The 19,558-nt window shown below is 70.6% G+C and carries 20 protein-coding genes; 10 read left to right on the top strand and 10 right to left on the bottom strand.

What is annotated here, in order from left to right; translation table 11 throughout:
* Positions 1-15: 15 nt before the first annotated feature.
* Positions 16-1,299: a DUF1343 domain-containing protein gene (locus AB0436_RS26005; RefSeq protein WP_366470353.1), complete on the bottom strand. Its 1,284-nt coding sequence runs from the start codon at positions 1,297-1,299 to the stop codon at positions 16-18.
* Between the two features lie 118 nt (positions 1,300-1,417).
* Between AB0436_RS26005 and AB0436_RS26000 the strand changes: the two genes are divergently transcribed.
* From AB0436_RS26000 to AB0436_RS25990, 3 genes are read left to right on the top strand one after another with little or no spacing between them, the layout of a single operon-like run.
* The gene (locus tag AB0436_RS26000) at positions 1,418-2,179 is read left to right on the top strand and encodes an SDR family oxidoreductase (RefSeq protein ID WP_366470352.1); all 762 of its coding nucleotides are present in this window, start codon (positions 1,418-1,420) and stop codon (positions 2,177-2,179) included.
* Positions 2,176-3,831, top strand: coding sequence for an AMP-binding protein (locus AB0436_RS25995; protein WP_366470351.1), 1,656 nt, complete (start codon positions 2,176-2,178; stop codon positions 3,829-3,831). The genes AB0436_RS26000 and AB0436_RS25995 overlap by 4 nt, the downstream gene beginning before the upstream one ends.
* Before the next feature lie 31 nt (positions 3,832-3,862).
* The gene (locus AB0436_RS25990; RefSeq protein ID WP_365858015.1) at positions 3,863-4,459 is read left to right on the top strand and encodes a TetR/AcrR family transcriptional regulator; all 597 of its coding nucleotides are present in this window, start codon (positions 3,863-3,865) and stop codon (positions 4,457-4,459) included.
* Positions 4,460-4,471: 12 nt separating this feature from the next.
* Here AB0436_RS25990 and AB0436_RS25985 read toward each other — a convergent pair whose 3' ends face one another.
* Positions 4,472-5,383 (bottom strand): MBL fold metallo-hydrolase, encoded by a 912-nt coding sequence (locus AB0436_RS25985; protein ID WP_366470350.1) that lies wholly within the window; start codon positions 5,381-5,383, stop codon positions 4,472-4,474.
* A 185-nt stretch (positions 5,384-5,568) separates the two neighbouring features.
* Here AB0436_RS25985 and AB0436_RS25980 point away from each other — a divergent pair, with 185 nt between their 5' ends.
* Positions 5,569-6,495, top strand: a complete 927-nt coding sequence (locus tag AB0436_RS25980; RefSeq protein ID WP_366470349.1) for an NADP-dependent oxidoreductase — start codon at positions 5,569-5,571, stop codon at positions 6,493-6,495.
* 18 nt (positions 6,496-6,513) lie between these two features.
* Here the strand turns inward: AB0436_RS25980 and AB0436_RS25975 are convergent, their stop codons facing one another.
* The 4 genes from AB0436_RS25975 to AB0436_RS25960 are packed head-to-tail and all read right to left on the bottom strand — an operon-like array spanning position 6,514 to position 8,722.
* Positions 6,514-6,819, bottom strand: coding sequence for a DUF202 domain-containing protein (locus AB0436_RS25975; protein ID WP_366470348.1), 306 nt, complete (start codon positions 6,817-6,819; stop codon positions 6,514-6,516).
* A complete protein-coding gene (locus AB0436_RS25970) occupies positions 6,816-7,211 on the bottom strand; it encodes a DUF202 domain-containing protein (protein ID WP_366470347.1) in 396 nt (131 codons plus the stop codon). The genes AB0436_RS25975 and AB0436_RS25970 overlap by 4 nt, the downstream gene beginning before the upstream one ends.
* Before the next feature lie 48 nt (positions 7,212-7,259).
* Complete coding sequence (locus AB0436_RS25965) at positions 7,260-7,838, bottom strand: NUDIX domain-containing protein (RefSeq protein WP_366470346.1); 579 nt, start codon at positions 7,836-7,838, stop codon at positions 7,260-7,262.
* Positions 7,835-8,722 (bottom strand): DMT family transporter, encoded by an 888-nt coding sequence (locus AB0436_RS25960; RefSeq protein ID WP_366470345.1) that lies wholly within the window; start codon positions 8,720-8,722, stop codon positions 7,835-7,837. The genes AB0436_RS25965 and AB0436_RS25960 overlap by 4 nt, the downstream gene beginning before the upstream one ends.
* Before the next feature lie 159 nt (positions 8,723-8,881).
* Between AB0436_RS25960 and AB0436_RS25955 the strand changes: the two genes are divergently transcribed.
* The 5 genes from AB0436_RS25955 (at position 8,882) to AB0436_RS25935 (ending at position 14,694) form a co-directional block, all read left to right on the top strand.
* The gene (locus AB0436_RS25955; RefSeq protein WP_366470344.1) at positions 8,882-10,558 is read left to right on the top strand and encodes an FAD-binding dehydrogenase; all 1,677 of its coding nucleotides are present in this window, start codon (positions 8,882-8,884) and stop codon (positions 10,556-10,558) included.
* 194 nt (positions 10,559-10,752) lie between these two features.
* Positions 10,753-11,694, top strand: coding sequence for a hypothetical protein (locus tag AB0436_RS25950; RefSeq protein ID WP_366470342.1), 942 nt, complete (start codon positions 10,753-10,755; stop codon positions 11,692-11,694).
* 26 nt (positions 11,695-11,720) lie between these two features.
* On the top strand, positions 11,721-13,274 hold the full coding sequence (locus AB0436_RS25945) for an APC family permease (RefSeq protein ID WP_366470341.1): 1,554 nt from the start codon (positions 11,721-11,723) through the stop codon (positions 13,272-13,274).
* Positions 13,275-13,442: 168 nt separating this feature from the next.
* The gene (locus AB0436_RS25940; protein WP_366470421.1) at positions 13,443-14,108 is read left to right on the top strand and encodes a molybdopterin-dependent oxidoreductase; all 666 of its coding nucleotides are present in this window, start codon (positions 13,443-13,445) and stop codon (positions 14,106-14,108) included.
* Positions 14,050-14,694, top strand: coding sequence for a cytochrome b/b6 domain-containing protein (locus AB0436_RS25935; protein ID WP_366470340.1), 645 nt, complete (start codon positions 14,050-14,052; stop codon positions 14,692-14,694). The genes AB0436_RS25940 and AB0436_RS25935 overlap by 59 nt, the downstream gene beginning before the upstream one ends.
* A gap of 172 nt (positions 14,695-14,866) precedes the next feature.
* Here AB0436_RS25935 and AB0436_RS25930 read toward each other — a convergent pair whose 3' ends face one another.
* From AB0436_RS25930 to AB0436_RS25915, 4 genes are read right to left on the bottom strand one after another with little or no spacing between them, the layout of a single operon-like run.
* Positions 14,867-15,892: an L-idonate 5-dehydrogenase gene (locus AB0436_RS25930; protein WP_366470339.1), complete on the bottom strand. Its 1,026-nt coding sequence runs from the start codon at positions 15,890-15,892 to the stop codon at positions 14,867-14,869.
* A complete protein-coding gene (locus tag AB0436_RS25925; protein ID WP_366470338.1) occupies positions 15,892-16,659 on the bottom strand; it encodes an SDR family oxidoreductase in 768 nt (255 codons plus the stop codon). Before AB0436_RS25925 ends, AB0436_RS25930 begins: the two co-directional genes overlap by 1 nt.
* A 45-nt stretch (positions 16,660-16,704) precedes the next feature.
* Complete coding sequence (locus tag AB0436_RS25920) at positions 16,705-18,099, bottom strand: gluconate:H+ symporter (RefSeq protein ID WP_366470337.1); 1,395 nt, start codon at positions 18,097-18,099, stop codon at positions 16,705-16,707.
* Between the two features lie 41 nt (positions 18,100-18,140).
* Entirely contained in the window at positions 18,141-18,650 is a 510-nt protein-coding gene (locus AB0436_RS25915; RefSeq protein WP_366470336.1) for a gluconokinase, read from the bottom strand.
* Between the two features lie 147 nt (positions 18,651-18,797).
* On the opposite strand from AB0436_RS25915, the gene AB0436_RS25910 reads away from it, so the two are divergent.
* Positions 18,798-19,499, top strand: a complete 702-nt coding sequence (locus AB0436_RS25910) for an FCD domain-containing protein (RefSeq protein ID WP_366470335.1) — start codon at positions 18,798-18,800, stop codon at positions 19,497-19,499.
* Positions 19,500-19,558: the final 59 nt, after the last annotated feature.

Here is a 19,558-nt window from a genome sequence, read left to right as displayed (position 1 = left end):
GCCCGCAGAGCTCGCTCAGCGGTAGGCCAGATACCGCTTCCGCACCGCACGGAAGGCCGCCAGTTCGTCCTGCCAGTCCGCCACCACCTCGTCCGTACCCGCGCCCGCGTCGATCATCGTGCGGACCCGGGTGGAACCGGTCAGCTTGTCGATCCAGTTGTCGGAGCGCCAGGCGAAGCCGTCCCACACCTGCTTGGCGGTGACCAGCAGTCCGATGGCCGTACGCACCGGGTCGAAGGTCTCGCGGTCCTGGACATGGAGCTGGACGCCACCGGCCGTCCTGCCCTGGAACTTGGAGAACGTCGGCGCGAAGTACGCCTCCCGGAAGGCGACACCCGGCAGTTCCAGTGCCTGGGCCGCCTCCGCCCACTTCCGGTCGATGCCCTCGGCGCCCAGCAACTCGAACGGGCGGGTGGTGCCCCGACCCTCGGAGAGGTTGGTGCCTTCGAAGAGGCAGGTCCCCGAATAGACCAGGGCGGTGTCCGGCGTCGGCATGTTCGGGCTGGGCGGCACCCAGGCCAGTCCCGTCGCGTCGTAGAAGTCCGCACGGCGCCAGCCCGACATCGCCACGGTGTCCAGTTCCACCGGCTTCGTCAGGAACTCCCCGTTGAACAGCCGGGCCAGCTCCGTCACCGTCATCCCGTGCGCCTGGGAGATCGGCTGCCGCCCCACGAAGGTGGCGAACTCCTTGTGCAGCACAGGACCGAGCGCGGCCCGGCCGGTGACCGGATTCGGCCGGTCGAGGACCACGAAACGCTTCCCGGCGAGTGCGGCCGCCTCCATGCAGTCGTACAGCGTCCAGATGTAGGTGTAGAAGCGTGCACCGGCGTCCTGGATGTCGAAGACCACCGTGTCCACACCCGAGGCGGTGAAGATGTCCGCCAGCGGCTGCCCGCTCCTGGTGTAGGTGTCGTAGACCGGCAGCCCGGTCGCCGGGTCGTCATAACGCCCCTCCGAGCCGCCGGCCTGCGCCGTCCCGCGGAAGCCGTGCTCCGGCCCGAAGACGGCGGTCAGCTTCACCCGGTCGTCGGCGTGCATGACGTCCACGATGTGGCGCACCGCGCCACGCTCGGCCTCGGCCGAGCGGGTGGTGCCCCCGCCGGTGATCCCGGTCGGATTGGTGACGATGCCGACCCGCTCCCCGTGCAGCAGCCGGTAACCGTCCGCCGCCAGCCGGTCGAAACCGGTCTGCACCCGGCCGCCGCGTGCCGCGGGTCGCGCGGAGGCCGTACCCGCCGTGGCCGCGACGGCCCCCAGCGCACCGCTCGCGGCCAGCAGTCCCCGTCTCGACAAGTTCATCGGGCTACCTCCAACATCTCGGCGTCTGTCATGGGCACGCACGCTAGTCCTCCCCCCTTCCCCTGCCACATACCGACTGGTTAGTCTGCTGATGCATTCAACGGAGAGGCAGGTCCTGATGGGTACGGTCGACGGCGCGGGCGTAGTGGTGACAGGGGCGGGCGGTGGTATCGGTGCGGCGCTGGCCCGCCGATTCAGCGCGGAGGGCGCGCGGGTCGTGGTCAACGACCTGGACGCGGCGAAGGCACGTACGGTGGCCGATGAGATCGGTGCCACGGCTGTCCCCGGGGACGCGTCGGAGATCGTGGACGCCGCACGGAAGGCGCTCGGCGGCCGGGTCGACATCTACTGTGCCAACGCGGGCCTCGGCTCACCCGGCGACCCCTTCGCCGACGAGCAGGTCTGGGCCTCGGCCTGGGACGTCAACGTAATGGCCCATGTGCGCGCGGCCCGGGCGCTGCTGCCCGACTGGCTGGAGCGCGGCGAGGGCCGGTTCGTCTCCACGGTCTCGGCGGCCGGCCTGCTGACCATGATCGGCGCCGCGCCGTACAGCGTCACCAAGCACGGCGCGCTGGCCTTCGCCGAATGGCTCTCCCTGACCTACCGCCACCGCGGCGTCAAGGTCCATGCGATCTGCCCGCAGGGCGTGCGGACCGACATGCTGTCCTCCGCGGGCTCGGCGGGCAGCCTGGTCCTGGAGCCGACCGCGATCGAGCCCGAGGACGTCGCCGCCGCGCTCTTCGACGCGATCGCCGACGACCGCTTCCTGGTGCTTCCGCACCCCGAGGTCGCCGGGTACTACCGGGCGAGAGCAGCCGAGCCCGATCGGTGGATCACCGGGATGAACCATCTCCAGCAGAAGTGGGAGGCCGGCCGGTGACCGGGTCGATCTACGCGGCGAAGCCCTGGCTCGCCCAGCTGAGCGAGGCCCAGCGCGCCCCGGTCCATCCGGCGGCCACCCTGGTGCACGCCTTCCGCGACACCCTGTCCCGGGTGCCCGAGCAGCCCGCGCTCGCCTACTTCGACGGACGGCTGTCCTACCGGGAGACCGACGAGCTCTCCGACTCGGTCGCCGGTCACCTCGCGGCCCGCGGTGTGGCGCGCGGCGACCGGGTCGCGATCATGCTGCAGAACACCCCGCACTTCGTGCTGGCCCTGCTCGGCGCCTGGAAGGCCGGAGCGACCGTCGTACCGCTCAACCCGATGTACAAGTCGGCCGAGGTCGGACACGCGCTGAGCGATTCCGGCGCCACCGCGCTGATCTGCTCCGACCGGGCCTGGGAGTCCTATCTGCGGGAAACCGCAGCGGCCGCCTCGCTGCGGATCGCCCTCACCGCCTGCGAACGCGACCTGCAGACCCGCGACGACGAGCGGGTCCTGGCCTTCGAGCGGCTGCCCCGGGCTGCTGACGCCGACGATCTGGTGACGGTGGCCCGCCGCGGCCTGTCGGCCCCCGCCGACCGTGACCCGCTGGCTACGGACATCGCGCTGATCAGCTACACCTCGGGGACCAGCGGCACCCCCAAGGGGGCCATGAACTCGCACGCCAACATCATGGTCAACGCCGAACGCCAGCGCAACGGCCACCCGATAGCCGAGGGTGCGGCCTACTTCGCACTGGCGCCGCTCTTCCACATCACCGGCATGGTCTGCGAACTCGCCGCCTGCCTCTGCAACGCGGGCACCCTGGTGCTGGCCTACCGCTTCCACCCCGGCGTGGTGCTCGACGCCTTCGCCGAGCACCGCCCCGCGTACACCGTCGGCCCGTCGACCGCCTTCATGGCGCTCGCCGCCCACCCGTCCGTCACCCCGGAGCACTTCGCCTCCTTCCAGGTGATCTCATCGGGCGGCGCCCCCCTGCCGCCCGCCCTTGTCGAGAAGTTCCGCGAGGGCTTCGGCCCGTATATCCGCAACGGCTACGGGCTCACCGAGTGCACCGCCCCGTGCGCCTCGGTCCCACCCGAGAAGGAGGCCCCCGTCGACCCGGTCTCCGGGACGCTGTCGGTGGGCGTGCCCGGCCCCGACACGGTCGTACGCATCATCGACCCGAAGGGTGACGAGGTGCCCTTCGGGGAGCAGGGCGAGATCGTGGTGCGCGGCCCGCAGGTCGTTTCCGGCTACTGGCGCCGCCCCGAGGCCAGCGCGGAGAGCTTCCCCGGCGGCGAACTGCGCACCGGCGACATCGGTTTCATGGACCCGAACGGCTGGCTCTACGTCGTCGACCGGATGAAGGACATGATCAACGCCTCCGGGTTCAAGGTCTGGCCGCGCGAGGTCGAGGACGTGCTCTACACCCACCCCGCGGTGCGCGAGGCGGCCGTGGTGGGCATCCCCGACGCCTATCGCGGCGAGTCCGTCAAGGCGTACGTGAGCCTGCGCCCCGGCGCGATGCCGGATCCGGCGGAACTCGCTGCCTATTGCCAGGAACGCCTCGCCGCGTACAAGTACCCCCGAGAAGTGGAGATCCTGCCGGAGCTGCCCAAGACGACCAGTGGGAAGATCCTGAGGCGGGAACTGCGTTCCCAGCACTGACGGAACGACGTACACAGGGAAGGTGGCAGCGATGGCAGCCAGGACGACCGGCGGGAACGGCACCCCCGTCCCCCAGAGGCTGCTGGCCGCTGCCACCCGGCTCTTCGCCGAGCAGGGGTACGACCGGACGTCGGTCCAGGAGATCGTGGAGGCGGCCGGTGTCACCAAGGGCGCGCTCTACCACTACTTCGGCTCCAAGGAGGACCTGCTCCAGGAGGTCTACGCGCGGGTGCTGCGCCTCCAGCAGGAACGGCTCGACGCCCATGCCGGTGCGGACGCGCCGGTGGAGCAGCGGCTGCGGGCAGCAGCGGCCGACGTGGTCGTCACCACCATCGAGAACCTCGACGACGCGGCGATCTTCTTCCGCTCGATGCATCACCTGAGCCCGGAGAAGAACAAACAGGTCCGGGTGGAACGCCGGCGCTATCACGAGCGGTTCCGGGCGCTCGTCGAAGAGGGCCAGCGGAACGGGGTGTTCTCCACGGCGACCCCCGCGGACCTGGTGGTGGACTACCACTTCGGCTCGGTCCACCACCTGTCCACCTGGTACCGGCCGGACGGCCCGCTCACCCCGCAGCAGGTCGCCGACCACCTGGCTGACCTGCTCCTGCGGGCGCTGCGCCCGTAACGCGCCGGGCGGTCATGCGTGGCACGCCACCGGAACACCGCCGTTCATCGCGGTCATGTCACCGAAAACGACCACCGGGTCGAGCGGCGAGCCCTCGGGCAGCCCGTCCAGCTCCGCGTAGGCCCGGTGCAGATTCGCCACCAGCCGCTCGCTCTCGCGCAACTCGGCGAACTCCCCGAGGTCGGCCCGGCGGGCCGATTCCAGCGGGCTGAGCCCCTGGGCGTGCCCCTCGGCTGCCGCGTCGGCGACAAAACGCAGATAGCGCTCCGCCGTATCGAAGGCGGACGGGTCGGTGACCGGGCCGTGCCCGGGAACGACGGTATCGGCGCCCAGACCGCGCAGCATCCGCAGGGCGCGCAGTGAACCGCTGAGTGACCCCATCGCGATGAACGGCGTGCCGCCCTGGAAGACCAGATCGCCGGTGAAGACGATCCGCTGCTCGGGGAGATGGACGACGGTGTCCCCGATCGTGTGCGCCACCCCCGGATGGATCAGCCGTACCTCCGTACCACCCACATGGACCGTCAGGCGTTCGCTGTACGTGAGGTCGGGGGCGGTGATGCTGACATCACCGAAATCGGTCTGCGGCCACATCAGGTGCAACTGACGCCCGGCTGCGAGCACTTCGCTGCGGCAGGCGTCATGGCCGATCACCGTGGCATCCGGCAGGAACACACTGTTGCCGTAGGTGTGGTCGCCGTGGTGGTGGGTGTTGACCACGGTGCGCGGCAGCGGCACGCCGGCCGCCAGCACCGCCTCCCGCAGCGCGTGTGCACGCCGCAGGGTGGCCGCCGTGTCGATGAGCAGCGTCGAGCCCCCTTCGCTGACGAACCCGGCGTTGTTGACGCACCACCCGCCGTCCGGTTGCACATAGGCGTGGACCTGCGGCGAGAGCTGTGCGGTGTACGGGTTCCCTGCGGTCATCGAAGCCCCTCCTGGCACGGCCAACCGGTCGGGATCACCCTGTCATTCGACGCCGCCGGAGGGGACGGCGGGGCCGCGGGCCCCGGCCGAGCGCCACGTCCCGCGTCGGATGGCGGGCCATGTTCCGGATGAATCCCGCGCCCCACCGGTTGCGCGAGACCTGGCCGGGCAAGAGGCTCGTAGCTATGAAGGCGATCAGTTACCGCGAATACGGCGGCCCCGAGGTCCTGGAGTACGGCGAGCGTCCCGAGCCCAAGCTGGGGCCGGACTCGGTGCTGGTGCAGGTGCGCGCGGCAGCCGTCAACCCCGTCGACGTGAAGGCCCGTGCGGGCTATCTCGACGGGGCCATGGAAACCGTCTTCCCGGTGATTCCCGGCTGGGACGTCGCCGGGATCGTGGTGCGGCCCGGAGCCGCCGTACCGGAGTTCGCGGCGGGTGACGAGGTCATGGGATATCTACGCGAGGACTTCCTCTCCCGTGGCACCTTCGCCGAGTTCGTCGCCGCCCCGGTGCGCACGCTGGCCCGCAAGCCGGCCGGGCTGAGCTTCGAGGAGGCGGCCGGGCTGCCGCTGACCGGGCTCACCGCCTACCAGGTGCTCCGGGCCCTGGAGATCCGGTCGGACGACACCGTGCTGGTGCACGCGGCGGCCGGCGGCGTCGGCTCGATGGCCGTCCAGCTGGCCCTGCACAACGGTGCGCGGGTCATCGGCACGGCGAGCGAGCGCAACCACGACTATCTGCGCGGTCTGGGGGCGGAGCCGGTGACCTACGGTGAGGGGCTGGCCGACCGGGTGCGGGCGCTCGCGCCGCTGGGCGTCGACGCCGTGTTCGACACCGTCGGCGGGGACACCCTGAAGCTGTCCGCCAATCTTCTCGCCCCCGAGGGCCGGCTCGCCTCCATCGTCGACCCGGGCGTGAAGGAACTCGGCGGCCGCTACGTCTTCGTACGCCCCGACGCGCTGGACCTGCATGTGCTGGGTGAGCTGGCCGACCAGGGCGTCATCACCGTGCATGTGGACCAGGTCTTCCCGCTGGAGCAGGCCGCCGAGGCACACCGGCTGAACGCCGAGGGCCGCACCCGGGGCAAGATCGTCGTCACCGTCGGCCCATGACACCGGAGACTGCGGGCCCTAGCGGACGATGACCGCACCGATCACGGCGAGGGCGATCGGGCAGGCCGCGGCCAGCAGCGCCGCCCGCACCCGCATGGTGCGGGGTGCCGGGATGCTCCCCACCGCGCGGACCCGGTGGTGCGCGGCCCGCAGAAAGCCGAGCCAGATCAGCACGCAGAGCGCACAGACGACGATCCCGTCGGTCGTGGTGCCGTGCAGCGCCTGCCGGCCGGCCAGCAGGGCGGCGACCGCGAAGGAAAGGGTGGTACGCCGCCAGGCGAGCCGGGTCCGCTCCGGCTGCAGCCCCGGATCGCGGCCGGTCATGTGCCGGCCAGCCCGAGAACCACCACCACGACCATCGCCACCGCGACGATGCCGACCGCCAGACTGAGCACGGTGGGGAAGCGCGACACGGGCAGCGCCTCGCCGCGCCGCATCGCCCGCTCGCAGCGCACCCAGTGGTTGACGGCGCGCAGGGAACACAGCACACCGGAACCGAGCAACGCGAGCGCCAGGCCCACCCGTACGCCCCAGCGGAGGTCCGGCAGGAACTGATCCACCGCGAAACCGCCGCCGATCAGGGCGAGAGCCGTCCGGATCCAGGCCAGGAAGGTGCGCTCATTGGCGAGCGAGAAGCGGTAGTCGGGGGTATGGCCCTCCTCCCGGAGGCGCTCAGGAGTGAACCAAAGCCGAAAACTCTGCAGGAAGCCGATCACCGCTCCGACCCTAGGCGCATCGTGCATGCCCCGCCCGGCCGGCTGCCGTCATCGGGCCCGCCGCGCGGTGAGCCGTCGGTAGGCGGCGAGCCCGTCCGGGACCCACTCCCACTCGCCGAGCCGGTGTGCCAGCTGCTCGTCGGTGAGGAAGTCGTGCCAGGCGACCTCCGACTCCTGCGGATGCACCGGCATCTCGCACCGCACCTCGTACACCCGGGACCACCAGCCCTGGCCCGACCCCTGATAGAGGAACGAGAAGAGCGGCGTCGGAGCGGGCAGCCCACTGACGCCGAGTTCCTCCTCCGCCTCGCGCAGCGCGGCCGCGTCGTAGGACTCGCCTGCACCGACCACGCCGCCCACGAACATGTCGTACAGCGAGGGGAACACCAGCTTCACCGGGGTACGCCGATGGACGAAGATCCGGTCGGCCGCGTCCCGGGCCAGCACGAAGACACAGCGGTGCAGTAGCCCTTTCGCGTACACCTCGCCGCGCGGCGCGCGGCCGATCACCCGGTCGGACGCATCGACCAGGTCGAGGATCTCGTCGGCGGGCGAGGCGGGTGAGGCGGGAGGCACGGGGCAGACAGGGGAGTCGGAGCCGGAGCCGGCGGCCTGGGCAGGGGTCATGCCGCGATTCTCTCCCGAGCCGCCTCGGCGCTCCCCTGCGGCATCGCCGGGTGGATCCCCAGCAGCACGATCCCGGCGACGACGCCGGCGAGCCCCGCCGCTTCCCAGGCCAGAGCTCCGGCGTCGGTACGCAGCCGGTCACCCAGGAATCCCACGCCGCAGGCGATCCCGGCGAGCGGCTGGGCCGCCGTCAGCGCGGGCAACGACATCCGCAGCGGCGCCGTCTCGAAGGCGCTCTGCACCAGGACCAGCCCGGTCACGCCGAGTCCCACCACCGCGTACGGCTGCCAGCCGGTACTCAGCTCGAGCCAGCCCCCGTCGCCCAGACGCTGTCCGCTGATCCGGGTCAGCGCGTCCTGCAGCCCGTACAGCAGCCCGGCGGCCAGGGCGAGCAGCGCGGGCCCCCAGCTGAGCCTGGTCCGCTTGGCACAGACGGTGAGGACCATCGCGGTACCCGCGACCACGCCGATGATCAGCCAGTGCCGCACCGGATCGACCGTCGCCGTACCGCTCCGCGGCCGGCCCGCCACGATGAACGCCGAGACCCCGCCCGCGAGCAGCGCGAGGCCGCCCCAGCCCTGTCTGCCCAGCGGCTGCCCCGTGCGGTGGCGCGACAGCGCCATGGCGAAGAGCAGATTGGTCGCGAGCAGCGGCTCGACCAGGGACACCTCACCCTGACCGAGCGCCAGCGCACCCAGCACCATCCCGCACACCATCAGCCCGATCCCCAGTAGCCAGCGCGGTATCCGGACCAGGTCGAGCAGCAGGCGCAGCGAGAGGAAGTCACTGAGCGGGGCGTCCTGCGCGGCGTTCTGCTGCAGCACGAATCCGAAGCCGAGGCAGCAGGCCGCGCCCACCGACAGCGCAAGCACCAGGAACGACATGTGATCCACCTCAAGACCGGCCGAACAGGGGGCAGGTATCGGGTGACGATAGTGCCTGCGGCCGGCCCCGCACCATCGTGGACGCCACAAGGACGGTTGACGCAGAACCGGCCCGTACCGAAGATGTGACTCACTAGTAACCCGGCAGGGATGGGGCCCATGGCGTACGACGCTGACGTGATCGTGATCGGGGCCGGGCTCGCGGGCCTGGTCGCCACCGCCGAGCTGGTCGATGCGGGCAGGAAGGTGATCCTCCTCGACCAGGAGCCCGAGCAGTCCATCGGCGGGCAGGCGCACTGGTCCTTCGGCGGGCTGTTCTTCGTCGACTCGCCCGAGCAGCGTCGCTTCCGGATCAAGGACAGCCGCGAACTGGCCATGCAGGACTGGCTGGGCACGGCCGGCTTCGACCGGCCGGAGGACCACTGGCCCCGCCGGTGGGCCGAGGCGTACGTCGACTTCGCCGCCGGTGAGAAACGCGCCTGGCTGCACCGTCAGGGCATGCGGTTCTTCCCGGTCGTCGGGTGGGCCGAGCGCGGCGGATACGACGCCACCGGGCACGGCAATTCGGTACCGCGCTTCCACATCACCTGGGGCACTGGCCCCGGTATCGTCGCGCCGTTCGAGCGGCGGGTACGGGAAGGGGTGGCGCGCGGCCTGGTCCAGCTGAGGTTCCGGCACCGGGTGACGGGTCTCGCCCGGAACGCCGGGGCGCTGGACACCGTGACGGGCGAGGTGCTCGCCGCGAGCGACATCGAGCGCGGTGCGGCCAGCAGCCGCGAGGTCACCGGCGATTTCGAACTCAGGGCGCAGGCGGTGATCGTCACCTCCGGCGGTATCGGCGGCAACCACGACCTCGTACGGGCTCAGTGGCCGGCCCGCCTGGGCACCCCACCGGAGCACATGCTCTCCGGGGTGCCCGCACATGTGGACGGGCTGATGCTCGGGGTCGCCGAGGCGGCCGGCGCGCACCAGATCAACCGCGACCGGATGTGGCACTACACCGAGGGCATCCAGAACTGGAACCCGATCTGGGCCGCACACGGCATCCGGATCCTGCCCGGTCCCTCCTCGCTCTGGTTCGACGCCCGTGGCAAGCGCCTGCCGGTACCGCTGTTCCCCGGCTTCGACACCCTGGGCACGCTCGACCACATCATGAAGTCGGGGTACGGCTACACCTGGTTCGTCCTCGACCAGCGGATCATCGGCAAGGAGTTCGCGCTCTCGGGCTCCGAACAGAACCCGGACCTGACCGGCAAGTCGGTCCGCGACGTCATCGGGCGGGCCCGCGCCGATGTGCCGGCGCCGGTGAAGGCGTTCATGGACCACGGCGCGGACTTCGTCGTGGAGAAGGACCTGGCATCCCTGGTGCGCGGCATGAACGCGCTCACCGACGAACCGCTGATCGACGAGACCGAACTGCGCAAGGAGATCGCCGCGCGCGACCGGGAGATCGCCAACCCCTTCACCAAGGACCTTCAGGTGATGTCGATCCGGGGCGCCCGTAACTACCTCGGCGACAAGCTCATCCGCACCGCCGCCCCGCATCGCATCCTGGATCCCAAGGCGGGCCCGCTGATCGCGGTCAAGCTGCACATTCTCACCCGCAAGTCCCTCGGCGGCCTGGAAACGGACCTCTCCTCGCGCGTCCTGACGGACAGCGGCGAGCCGTCGTCGAACAGGGGCGGCCCCCTCCCGGGCCTGTACGCAGCAGGGGAGGCGGCCGGGTTCGGAGGTGGCGGCGTGCACGGATACCGGTCCTTGGAGGGCACGTTCCTCGGGGGATGCATCTTCTCCGGGCGGGTGGCGGGGCGGGCAGCGGCCCGGGCGGTGAGCTGACGCGCTCCGGAGTTCGATGAGCGAAGTTCCCATCGACGGACCACCGCAGGTCAGGCCGCCGGGCCGCAGCAAAGCACCGCGCCACAAAGGGAGTTGGGAAGCGCTTTCGGTCCTGTCCGGCCTTGACGTGGAGCTATCACTACCGGTTTGCTGTGCGTGATCATTGCTACCGGCGCCCCTGAGGAACCCCCCGGATGCCTCCCCTCATCGGCCGCTCCCGCAAACGGGGCGGCCAGCTCGCCGACCCGGCTCTCGACGACTCCGAACTCTCCGCAGCACGCACGCAGCTGGCGCAGGGACGCTGGATCGCGGTCAGCTCCCTGCTCACTGCCACCGCCGACGACTGGGACCGGCGCGGCCACCGCATCGTCGTACTCGCCGAAGGACAGAGCACCGCGGCGTGGGCCCAGGACTGGCTGCTGGTCGAGCCGGAAAGTGTGGACGCCGCGACGCTGCTCGCCTGCGCCACGGTGATGCGGGCACTGGACGGGAAGGAAACCGACGACCGGGCGCGGGAGCTGTGCCGTGCCGCGGCACGGCTGGCGCCGGCCGACCCGACGCCCTGGCTCGGGCTGCTGATCCTGGCCCGCAGCCGGGGCACCGAGGAGGAGGTCGGCCGCCTCTTCGACGAGGTCCGCTCGCGTCACCCGGAGCACCATCACGCCCACCATCTGATGGCCGCGCGACTCGCCGAACACCGGCCCGAAGCGGGTCAGGACCCCCTGCACGAGGTGTACGACTTCGCGGCCTGGGCCGCCGAACAGGCCCCGGCCGACTCCCCGCTCGCCGTACTGCCGGTGGTCGCCCACGCCGAGCGTTACCGGGTGCTCGCCACCGCGGGTATGGAGCCCCCCGACCCCGCACGCTCCGCGCACTGGTCGGGGCGCCGGGCCCGCCAGGTGATGAAGACGGCCTTCGACTGGTGGCTGGAGTGGGGCGGCGAGGACCACCCCCGCAACCGCGTCGATCTCAACTTCCTCGCTCACGCCAAGTACTACGGCGGCCGCCAGGCCGAAGCGGCCGCCCTTTTGCAGCGGATCGGTGCACACATCACCCCGGCCCCCTGGTCCTATCCGGACCGGGACCCGTATCAGGCGTTCATCGCCGCGCGCAGCGTCGCGCTCGGCTCCGCGTAATTCCTCACCGAAGGGACCGACCCGCGATGTCGACGGGCAGTTCGAGCACGAGCGAGATCACCGAGATCAGCACGTTCAAGGGCCAGGAACAGGCGTTGCGGGCCGGCCGGCTGGGAACGGCGGGCCTGCTGCTCTCCGTGCTCGCGGCCAGCGCGCCGCTGATGGTCGTCGCAGGTGTCATGCCCACGATCTTCGGGCTGATGGGAATCGTCGGCCAGCCGATCCTGTACGTCATCCTGGCCGTCGTCCTGGCGCTCTTCAGCGTCGGATACGCCGAGATGAGCCGGCACGTGCACAACGCCGGGGCGTTCTACGCGTACATCGCCCGCGGTCTCGGCGCCACCGCCGGGGCCAGCGCCTCCTTCGTCGCGCTGGTCGCCTACAGCGCGATGCAGGTCGGTATCTACGGCATCTTCGGCTTCGAGGTGTCCAATCTCTTCGCCACCTATCTGAGCACCGAACTCGCCTGGTGGATACCGGCGTTGGCGGCGGTCGCGGTGGTCGGGGTACTGTCCTGGCTCAAGATCGACCTGAACGCCAAGGTGCTTGGTGTGCTGCTGCTCATCGAGTGTCTCCTGGTGATCATCTTCGATGTGGCAGCGGTCGCCGACCCGGCGAAGGAGGGCCTGTCGCTGCACGCCTTCAACCCCGACACCCTGACCGGTGCGGGCTTCGGCACCGCGCTCTGCTTCTGCATCGCGGCCTTCGTCGGCTTCGAACAGGCGCCGGTGTACGCCGAGGAGACCAGCAGCCCGCAGATCGTCGTCCGCCGGGTGATGTTCCTGGCCATCGGCTTCGTCGCGCTGTTCTTCGCCCTCAGTTCCTGGGCACTGACCATCGCCGCCGGTCCGTCCGCGATCAACGCGCAGGCCGGAAAGCTCGGTCCGGGACTGCTCTTCGGACTCAGCGAGGGCGTCCTCGGGAAATCCTTCACCGATGTCCTCCATGTCCTCTTCGTCACAGGCATGTTCGCGGCGATGCTCAGCTTCCACAACGTCGTCGCCCGGTACGCCTTCGCGATGGGCCGGGAGGGCCTGCTGCCCGCCGCCTTCGGCCGGACGAACAAGTCCAGCGGCGCGCCCGGCACCGGGTCGCTCCTGCAGACCGTCATCGCCCTGGTCGTGGTCATCGCCTTCGCGGTGACCGACCACAAGCCCACCGGGGACCCGACGGCGCCCGTGCTGCACCTCTTCACCTGGATGGGCAACATCGGCGCCCTCGGCATCATCCTGCTGATGGCCGCCGCATCGGTCGCCGTCATCGCCTTCTTCGTACAGCGGGGCGCCGGCCGCGCGCAGGTGTGGCGACTGGTGGCCTCGGGACTGGCCTGCCTGGCCCTGCTCACCATCGCGGTGCTCACCGTCAAGGACTTCGACGTCCTGGTCGGCGCCGGACCCGGCTCCGTGCTCAGCTGGCTGCTGCCCGGCATCATCGGCCTGACGCTGGTCGGCGGCCTGGTGTACGGACTGGTGCTGCGCTCGGCCAGGCCGGACGTGCACGCCCGGATCGGACTGGGCAACGAAGCCTTCCAGCTCGACAAGGCAGCCGAGGCGGCGGCTGCCGGGACCGCGAACATGTGACGTATTTCTGACGCCTGCCCGCGCTCACTGGCCTCCGGCGGCCGCGAGTGCTCGAATCAGTGTGTGAACGCAGAACGATCCGACCGAGCAGCGTCCCTTCCCGAGGGGGCGGCCCCTGCCGGGCCCGTCCCCGAAGGCTCGCCCGTCGGCCGCCGCCTGGTGCTCGGCATGCTCGGTCTGGGCGCCGCCGGGCTGGTCACCGCTCCGTACATCCAGCGCGGGGTGGACGCCGCACTGGGCGCGGTGGCCGGCAAGGACCCCACCGGGCTCACCGGTCTGCTGCCGAACGGCGGAGGGTTCCGGTACTACTCCGTCACCGCCTCGGTACCGCACAAGGGCCCCGACAGCTATCGGCTGACCGTCGACGGAATGGTCGACCGGCCGGGCGACTACACACTCGGCGCTCTCCGCGGACTGCCGCAGACCCGCCTGACCCGCGATGTCCAGTGCGTCACCGGCTGGCGGGTCCCCGGCACGCCCTTCGAGGGCGTGCGGCTGTCCCGGCTGCTGGACGCGGCGGGCGTGCGCGAGGGGGCGGGCGCGGTCCGCTTCACCTGCTTCGACGGCGCCTACAGCGAGAGCCTCACCCTGGATCAGGCCCGCCGGGCGGACGTTCTGGTGGCGCTGAAGATGCAGGACAAGCCGGTGAGCTACCACCACGGCGGCCCGGTCCGCCTCTACGTCGCCCCCATGTACTTCTACAAGTCGGCGAAATGGCTGTCCGGCATCACCGTCACCAAGGCCGTACAACCGGGATACTGGGAGGAGCGCGGCTATGACATCGACGCCTGGGTCGGCAAGTCCAACGGACGCGACGACCGTCCCACGGTCTGACGTGCGCCGCTTCACTCCCTCGGTCCGCTGGGTGCACCGTACGACCGCGACCCTGATGCTGGTGTGCATCGCGTCGGCGGCCTGCCTGTACGTACCCCAGCTCGCCGAACTGGTCGGCCGGCGCTACCTGGTGGTCACCGTCCACGAATGGTCGGGCCTGCTGCTCCCGGGCCCGGTCCTGGTGGGCCTGGTCTCCCGCGCGTTGCGCGACGACCTCGGCCACCTGAACCGTTTCGCCTCCTACGACCGGGCCTGGCTCCGCTCGGCACTGCGCCGGGACGGCTCACCGCGCACGGCAGGCAAGTTCAACGGCGGCCAGAAGATCTACGCGGGCTGGATCGCGGGAGCGGCGCTGGTGATGCTCGGCACCGGCCTGCTGATGTGGTTCACGCACCTGGCGCCGCTGGTATGGCGCACGAGTGCGACGTTCATCCACGACTGGCTGGCGCTGGCGGTCGGTGTGGTGATCGCCGGACATGTGGGCATGGCCATCGGCGATCCGGAGTCCCGGCGGGGGATGCGGACGGGATGGGTGCGCCGGGGTTGGGCCGAGCGCGAGCATCCGCTGTGGCTGGACGAGGACTGATGGCCGGGGTGCACCCGACCCATCAACGTACCCGCGCCATCAACGCACCCACACCATCCATCTCACGCCGGCCACCTCCAGCCCCTCCGGCGATCGAGGAGCGGGGTCCGGGGCGGAGCCCCGGTTCGGGAAGGGGCGGGGAGGGGAAAACCCCGCCGCAGGCGCGCCCCCCTCACACCCCGAAGTCCAGCAACACCTTGCAGGACCGCCCCCGATCCCCGGCCAACGCAAACGCCTCCACCGCCCGCCCCACCGGCACCACCGCACTCACCAGCTCATCGAGCCCGGACTCCCGCCCGAGCAACCCGATCGCCTCGTCGAACTCCGTGTCGAAGCGCAGCGCCCCCCGAAGTTCGATCTCCCGGCTCACCACCAGGTTCCCGGCGAACGGGCTCATGCCCGGTGGCAGCATGCCGAGCTGGACCACGACGCCGCCCCGCCGCACGGTGCGCAGACAGGTGTCGAGGCCGGCCGCGGAACCGGAGGCCTCCACGGCGGCGTCCACCTCGTCGGGCCGCCCGGGATCCGCGGGGTCGTCGGCGCGTACGAGGGTGGTCGCACCGGCCGCGGCGGCGAACTCCAGAGCCCGCGGCAGCAGATCGGTGACCGTCACGGCTGCGGCGCCGGCGGTCCGGAGCGCGGCCACCACCAGACAGCCGATCGGCCCGGCCCCCGTGACCAGTACGTGCTTGCCCTCCACCGCACCAGCCCGGCGCACCGCGTGCAGTGCCACCGACAGCGGCTCGGCCAGCGCCGCCCGGCGCAGCGGAAGATCCTCGGGGAGAGCCCTCAACTGGCCTGCCGGCACGGCGACCAGGGAGGCGAAGCCGCCCTGGACGTGCGGGGTGCGGGCAGCGCTGCCCAGGTAGCGGGTGTCCCGGCAGACGTGCGCCCGGCCGTCCAGGCACTCGGCGCATCGTCCGCACGGCGTCGCCGGGTGCACGGCGACGGGAGTGCCGACCGCAGGTCCGTCCACTCCGGCGCCGTAGGAATGGACGGTGCCGACGATCTCGTGCCCCAGCACCATCGGCTCGTGGAGCAGGAAGTCGCCCACGCCGCCGTGGCGCCAGTAGTGCAGATCGGAGCCGCACACACCGCCGTACCGCACCGACACGACAGCCTCACCGGGACCGGGCACCGGCTCGGGCAGCTCATCGATCCTGAGGTCGCCGGCTCCATGGATCACGCATCCGCGCATCACAGCACGCTCGTCATTCCGCCGTCGACGTACAGGATCTGGCCGCTGACGAAGTCCGAGGCGGGGGAGGCAAGATAGAGCACGCCGCCCACCAGGTCCTCGGTCCGGCCCCAGCGCCCGGCCGGGGTCCTGCCCCGGACCCAGGCGCTGAACTCCTCGTCCTCCACCAGCGGCCGGGTCAGTTCGGTCTCGATGTAACCGGGCCCCAGGCCGTTGACCTGGATGCCGTACCTGCCCCAGTCGGCGCACATGCCCTTGGTGAGCATCTTCAGCGCTCCCTTGGTCGCGGCGTAGGGGGCGATGCCCGGCCGGACCACCTCACTCTGCAGCGAGCAGATGTTGATGATCTTTCCGTGGCCCCGCCCGGTCATCCGCCGGGCCGCCTCGCGGCCCACCAGGAAGGCGCTGGTGAGATTGGTGTCCACGATCCGGTGCCAGTCGGAGTCGGTGAATTCCAGCAGCGGTGCGCGCAGTTGCATCCCGGCGTTGTTGACCAGGATGTCCAGCGGACCGGCCTGTTCCTCGGCCGCGGTGATCCCGGCGGTCACCGACCGACCGTCGGTCACGTCGAAGGGCGCGGTGTGCACCGTGCCCCCGGTGTCCGCCAGTTCGTCGGCCGCGGCCTTCAGCCGGTCCTCGTCCCGCCCGTTGACGACCACAGTGCAGCCGGCTTCGAGCAGCCCCCGGGCGAGCGCCAGGCCGATGCCCCGGCTGGAGCCGGTGACCAGTGCGGTACGGCCGCCGATGTCGAAGAGCGGATGTGCCATGACGGGGGCCTCCTTGCAACGGACCGTGACGGGACGACGGGCCGACTAGACGATCAGCGACAGCAGCAGGATGAAGATCATGGAGACAACGGAGATGATCGTCTCCATCACCGACCATGTCTTGATCGTCTGCCCGACGTTCATCCCGAAGTACTCCTTCACCAGCCAGAACCCGGCGTCGTTGACATGGCTGAAGAAGAGCGAACCGGCACCGAGGGCGAGGACCAGCAGCGCCACGTGCGAAGACGACATGTCGGCGGCGAGCGGGGCGACCAGACCGGCGGCGGAGACCGTCGCCACCGTCGCGGACCCGGTCGCGAGACGGATCACCACGGCGATCAGCCAGGCAAGCAGCAGCGCGGGGATCGACCAGTCCTTCGAGACGTCCAGCACCATCTGGCCGACGCCGGTGTCGATCAGGGTCTGCTTGAAGCCACCACCGGCGCCGACGATCAGCAGCACACCGGCGATCGGGGCGAGCGACTTCTCCGTGGTGGTCGCCAGCCGGCCCTTGGTGAATCCGGCGGCACGGCCCAGCGTGAACATGGCCACGATGACCGCGGCGAGCAGGGCGATCAGCGGCGAGCCGATGACGTCGAAGACGCGCTGGACGGTGTTGGCCGGGTCGTCGATGACGATGTCGACGAGCGCCTTGGCCAGCATCAGCACGACGGGCAGCAGCACGGTGCTCACGGTGGCGACGAAACTCGGCAGCTTCTTGAGCTCGTCGGAGGCGCGCTCGGGAACCATCCGGTCCGGCGGCTGGATGTCGACCCAGCGGGCCGCGTACTTCGAGAAGACCGGTCCGGCGATGACCACGGTCGGGATGGCGACGACGAGGCCGAACGCGAGGGTGAGGCCGAGGTTGGCGTGCACGGCGGCGATAGCGACCAGCGGGCCGGGGTGCGGCGGGATCAGGCCGTGCATCACGGACAGACCGGCCAGCGCCGGGATGCCGATCCGCATGAGTGAGAAGTTGCCGCGCTTGGCGACCAGCAGGACCACCGGGATCAGCAGCACGATGCCGATCTCGAAGAAGAGCGGCAGACCGACGATGGCGGCGATCAGCACCATCGCCCAGGGCATCATCCGTCGGCTCGCCTTGGCGAGGATGGTGTCGACGATCTGGTCGGCGCCGCCGGAGTCGGCGAGCAGCCTGCCGAGGATCGCGCCCAGCGCGATGAGTACGCCGACGCTCGCCGTGGTGGAGCCGAGGCCCCCGGAGAAGCTGGTGATGACCTTGTCGAGCGGGGCGCCGGCCACCGCCCCCAGCACGAGCGATCCGATGATCAACGACAGGAACGCATGCAGCTTGAACTTCGTGATGAGCAGAACGATGACGGCGATGCCCGCGAGAACGGCGATCCCCAGCTGCGCATGGCCGGCCGAGGATATCGGCTCGACGTCCGCTGCCAGGATCTCAACGCTGAGACTGGACACGGTGGATTCCTTTGCTCGTACGGTGGGGACGGGGGATGGGTCTACTGATCGAGGCGGCGCAGTGCCGCCACGGCCCGCTCGGTGATCTCTGCGGGGGTTCCGGAGATGTCGACGGCCACACCGGGCTCGTCATCGCCCAGCGGCTGGAGGGTGGCGAACTGCGAATCGAGCAGCGCGGTGGGCATGAAGTGGCCCTTGCGCTCCGTCATCCGCTCCTCGATCAGCTTCCGGTCTCCGGTCAGATGGACGAAGACGACACCGGGCGCCTCGGCCCGCAGCCGGTCCCGGTAGGCGCGCTTGAGCGCCGAACTGCTGACCACCCCGCCGCGCCCCGCTCGGCTGTGCGCCCACTGCCCTATGGCGTCGAGCCACGGCCAGCGGTCCGCGTCCTGCAGAGGCGTGCCGGCCGACATCTTGGCGATGTTGGCCGGCGGGTGGAAGTCGTCGCCCTCGGCGTAGGGAACGCCCAGGGCCTGGGCCAGCAGCGGACCGATCGTGGTCTTGCCGGTCCCTGCCACGCCCATCAGGACGACGACTCGGGGGGTGCTCATCGGTGGTGCCTCGCTGTCTTCTTCGGCGCTGTCTTCATCGACACGGGTCCGTGGCGCAACTGAAACCCATTGGTACGACGTATTCAAGAGGCTGTGACATAAAAGTCATACTTTATGGCCGGGGGCTGGGCCCCGTAGGCTGTCGCCATGACCACTCAGGGCCGGGGGCTGCACGCCCATGTGCTGGAGAGCCTCGGGCCGGCGATCACCTGCGGGGAGTATCCGCCGGGGAGCGTGCTGCGGACCGACGAACTCGCCCAGCGCTTCGAGGTATCCCGCACGGTGATCCGCGAGGTGATCCGCGTCCTGGAGTCGATGCACCTGGTGGAGTCCCGGCGCCGGGTCGGCGTCACCGTGCAGCCGACCGAAGCCTGGAACGTCTACGACCCGCAGGTCATCCGCTGGCGGCTGGCCGGCTCCGACCGCCCGCACCAGCTGAGGTCACTGACCGTGCTGCGTTACTCGGTGGAGCCGGTGGCCGCCGGGCTCGCCGCCCGGAACGCCAGCGCCGAACAGTGCGCCGAGCTCACCGAGCGGGCGCTGGGCATGGTCGCCACCTCGCGCGGGCACCAGCTGCCCGCCTACCTCGTGCACGACATCGCCTTTCACCGACTGGTGCTGCGCGGATCGGGCAACGAGATGTTCGCCAAACTCGGCGATGTGGTCGCCGAGGTCCTGACCGGTCGCACGCAGCACCAGGTGATGTTCGAGAACCCCGACCCGGCAGCCGTAACCTTGCATGTGCAGGTCGCAGAGGCCGTACGGGAAGGGAATGCAACGCGCGCCGAGGAACTCACCAGAGAGATCGCAGTCGGCGCCCTGAAGGAGCTCGACGTCCTCGCACCCTGACATAAGGTATTTCAAACGTTATGTGACAAAGATTTCATTCGGTTCACGTGCCCGGTGTG

The organism is Streptomyces sp. NPDC051322, assembly GCF_040689485.1.
In the GTDB taxonomy this organism is placed as follows: domain Bacteria; phylum Actinomycetota; class Actinomycetes; order Streptomycetales; family Streptomycetaceae; genus Streptomyces.
Note: the sequence above shows the minus strand (reverse complement) of the source record. Positions and strands in the feature narration are given on the sequence as shown.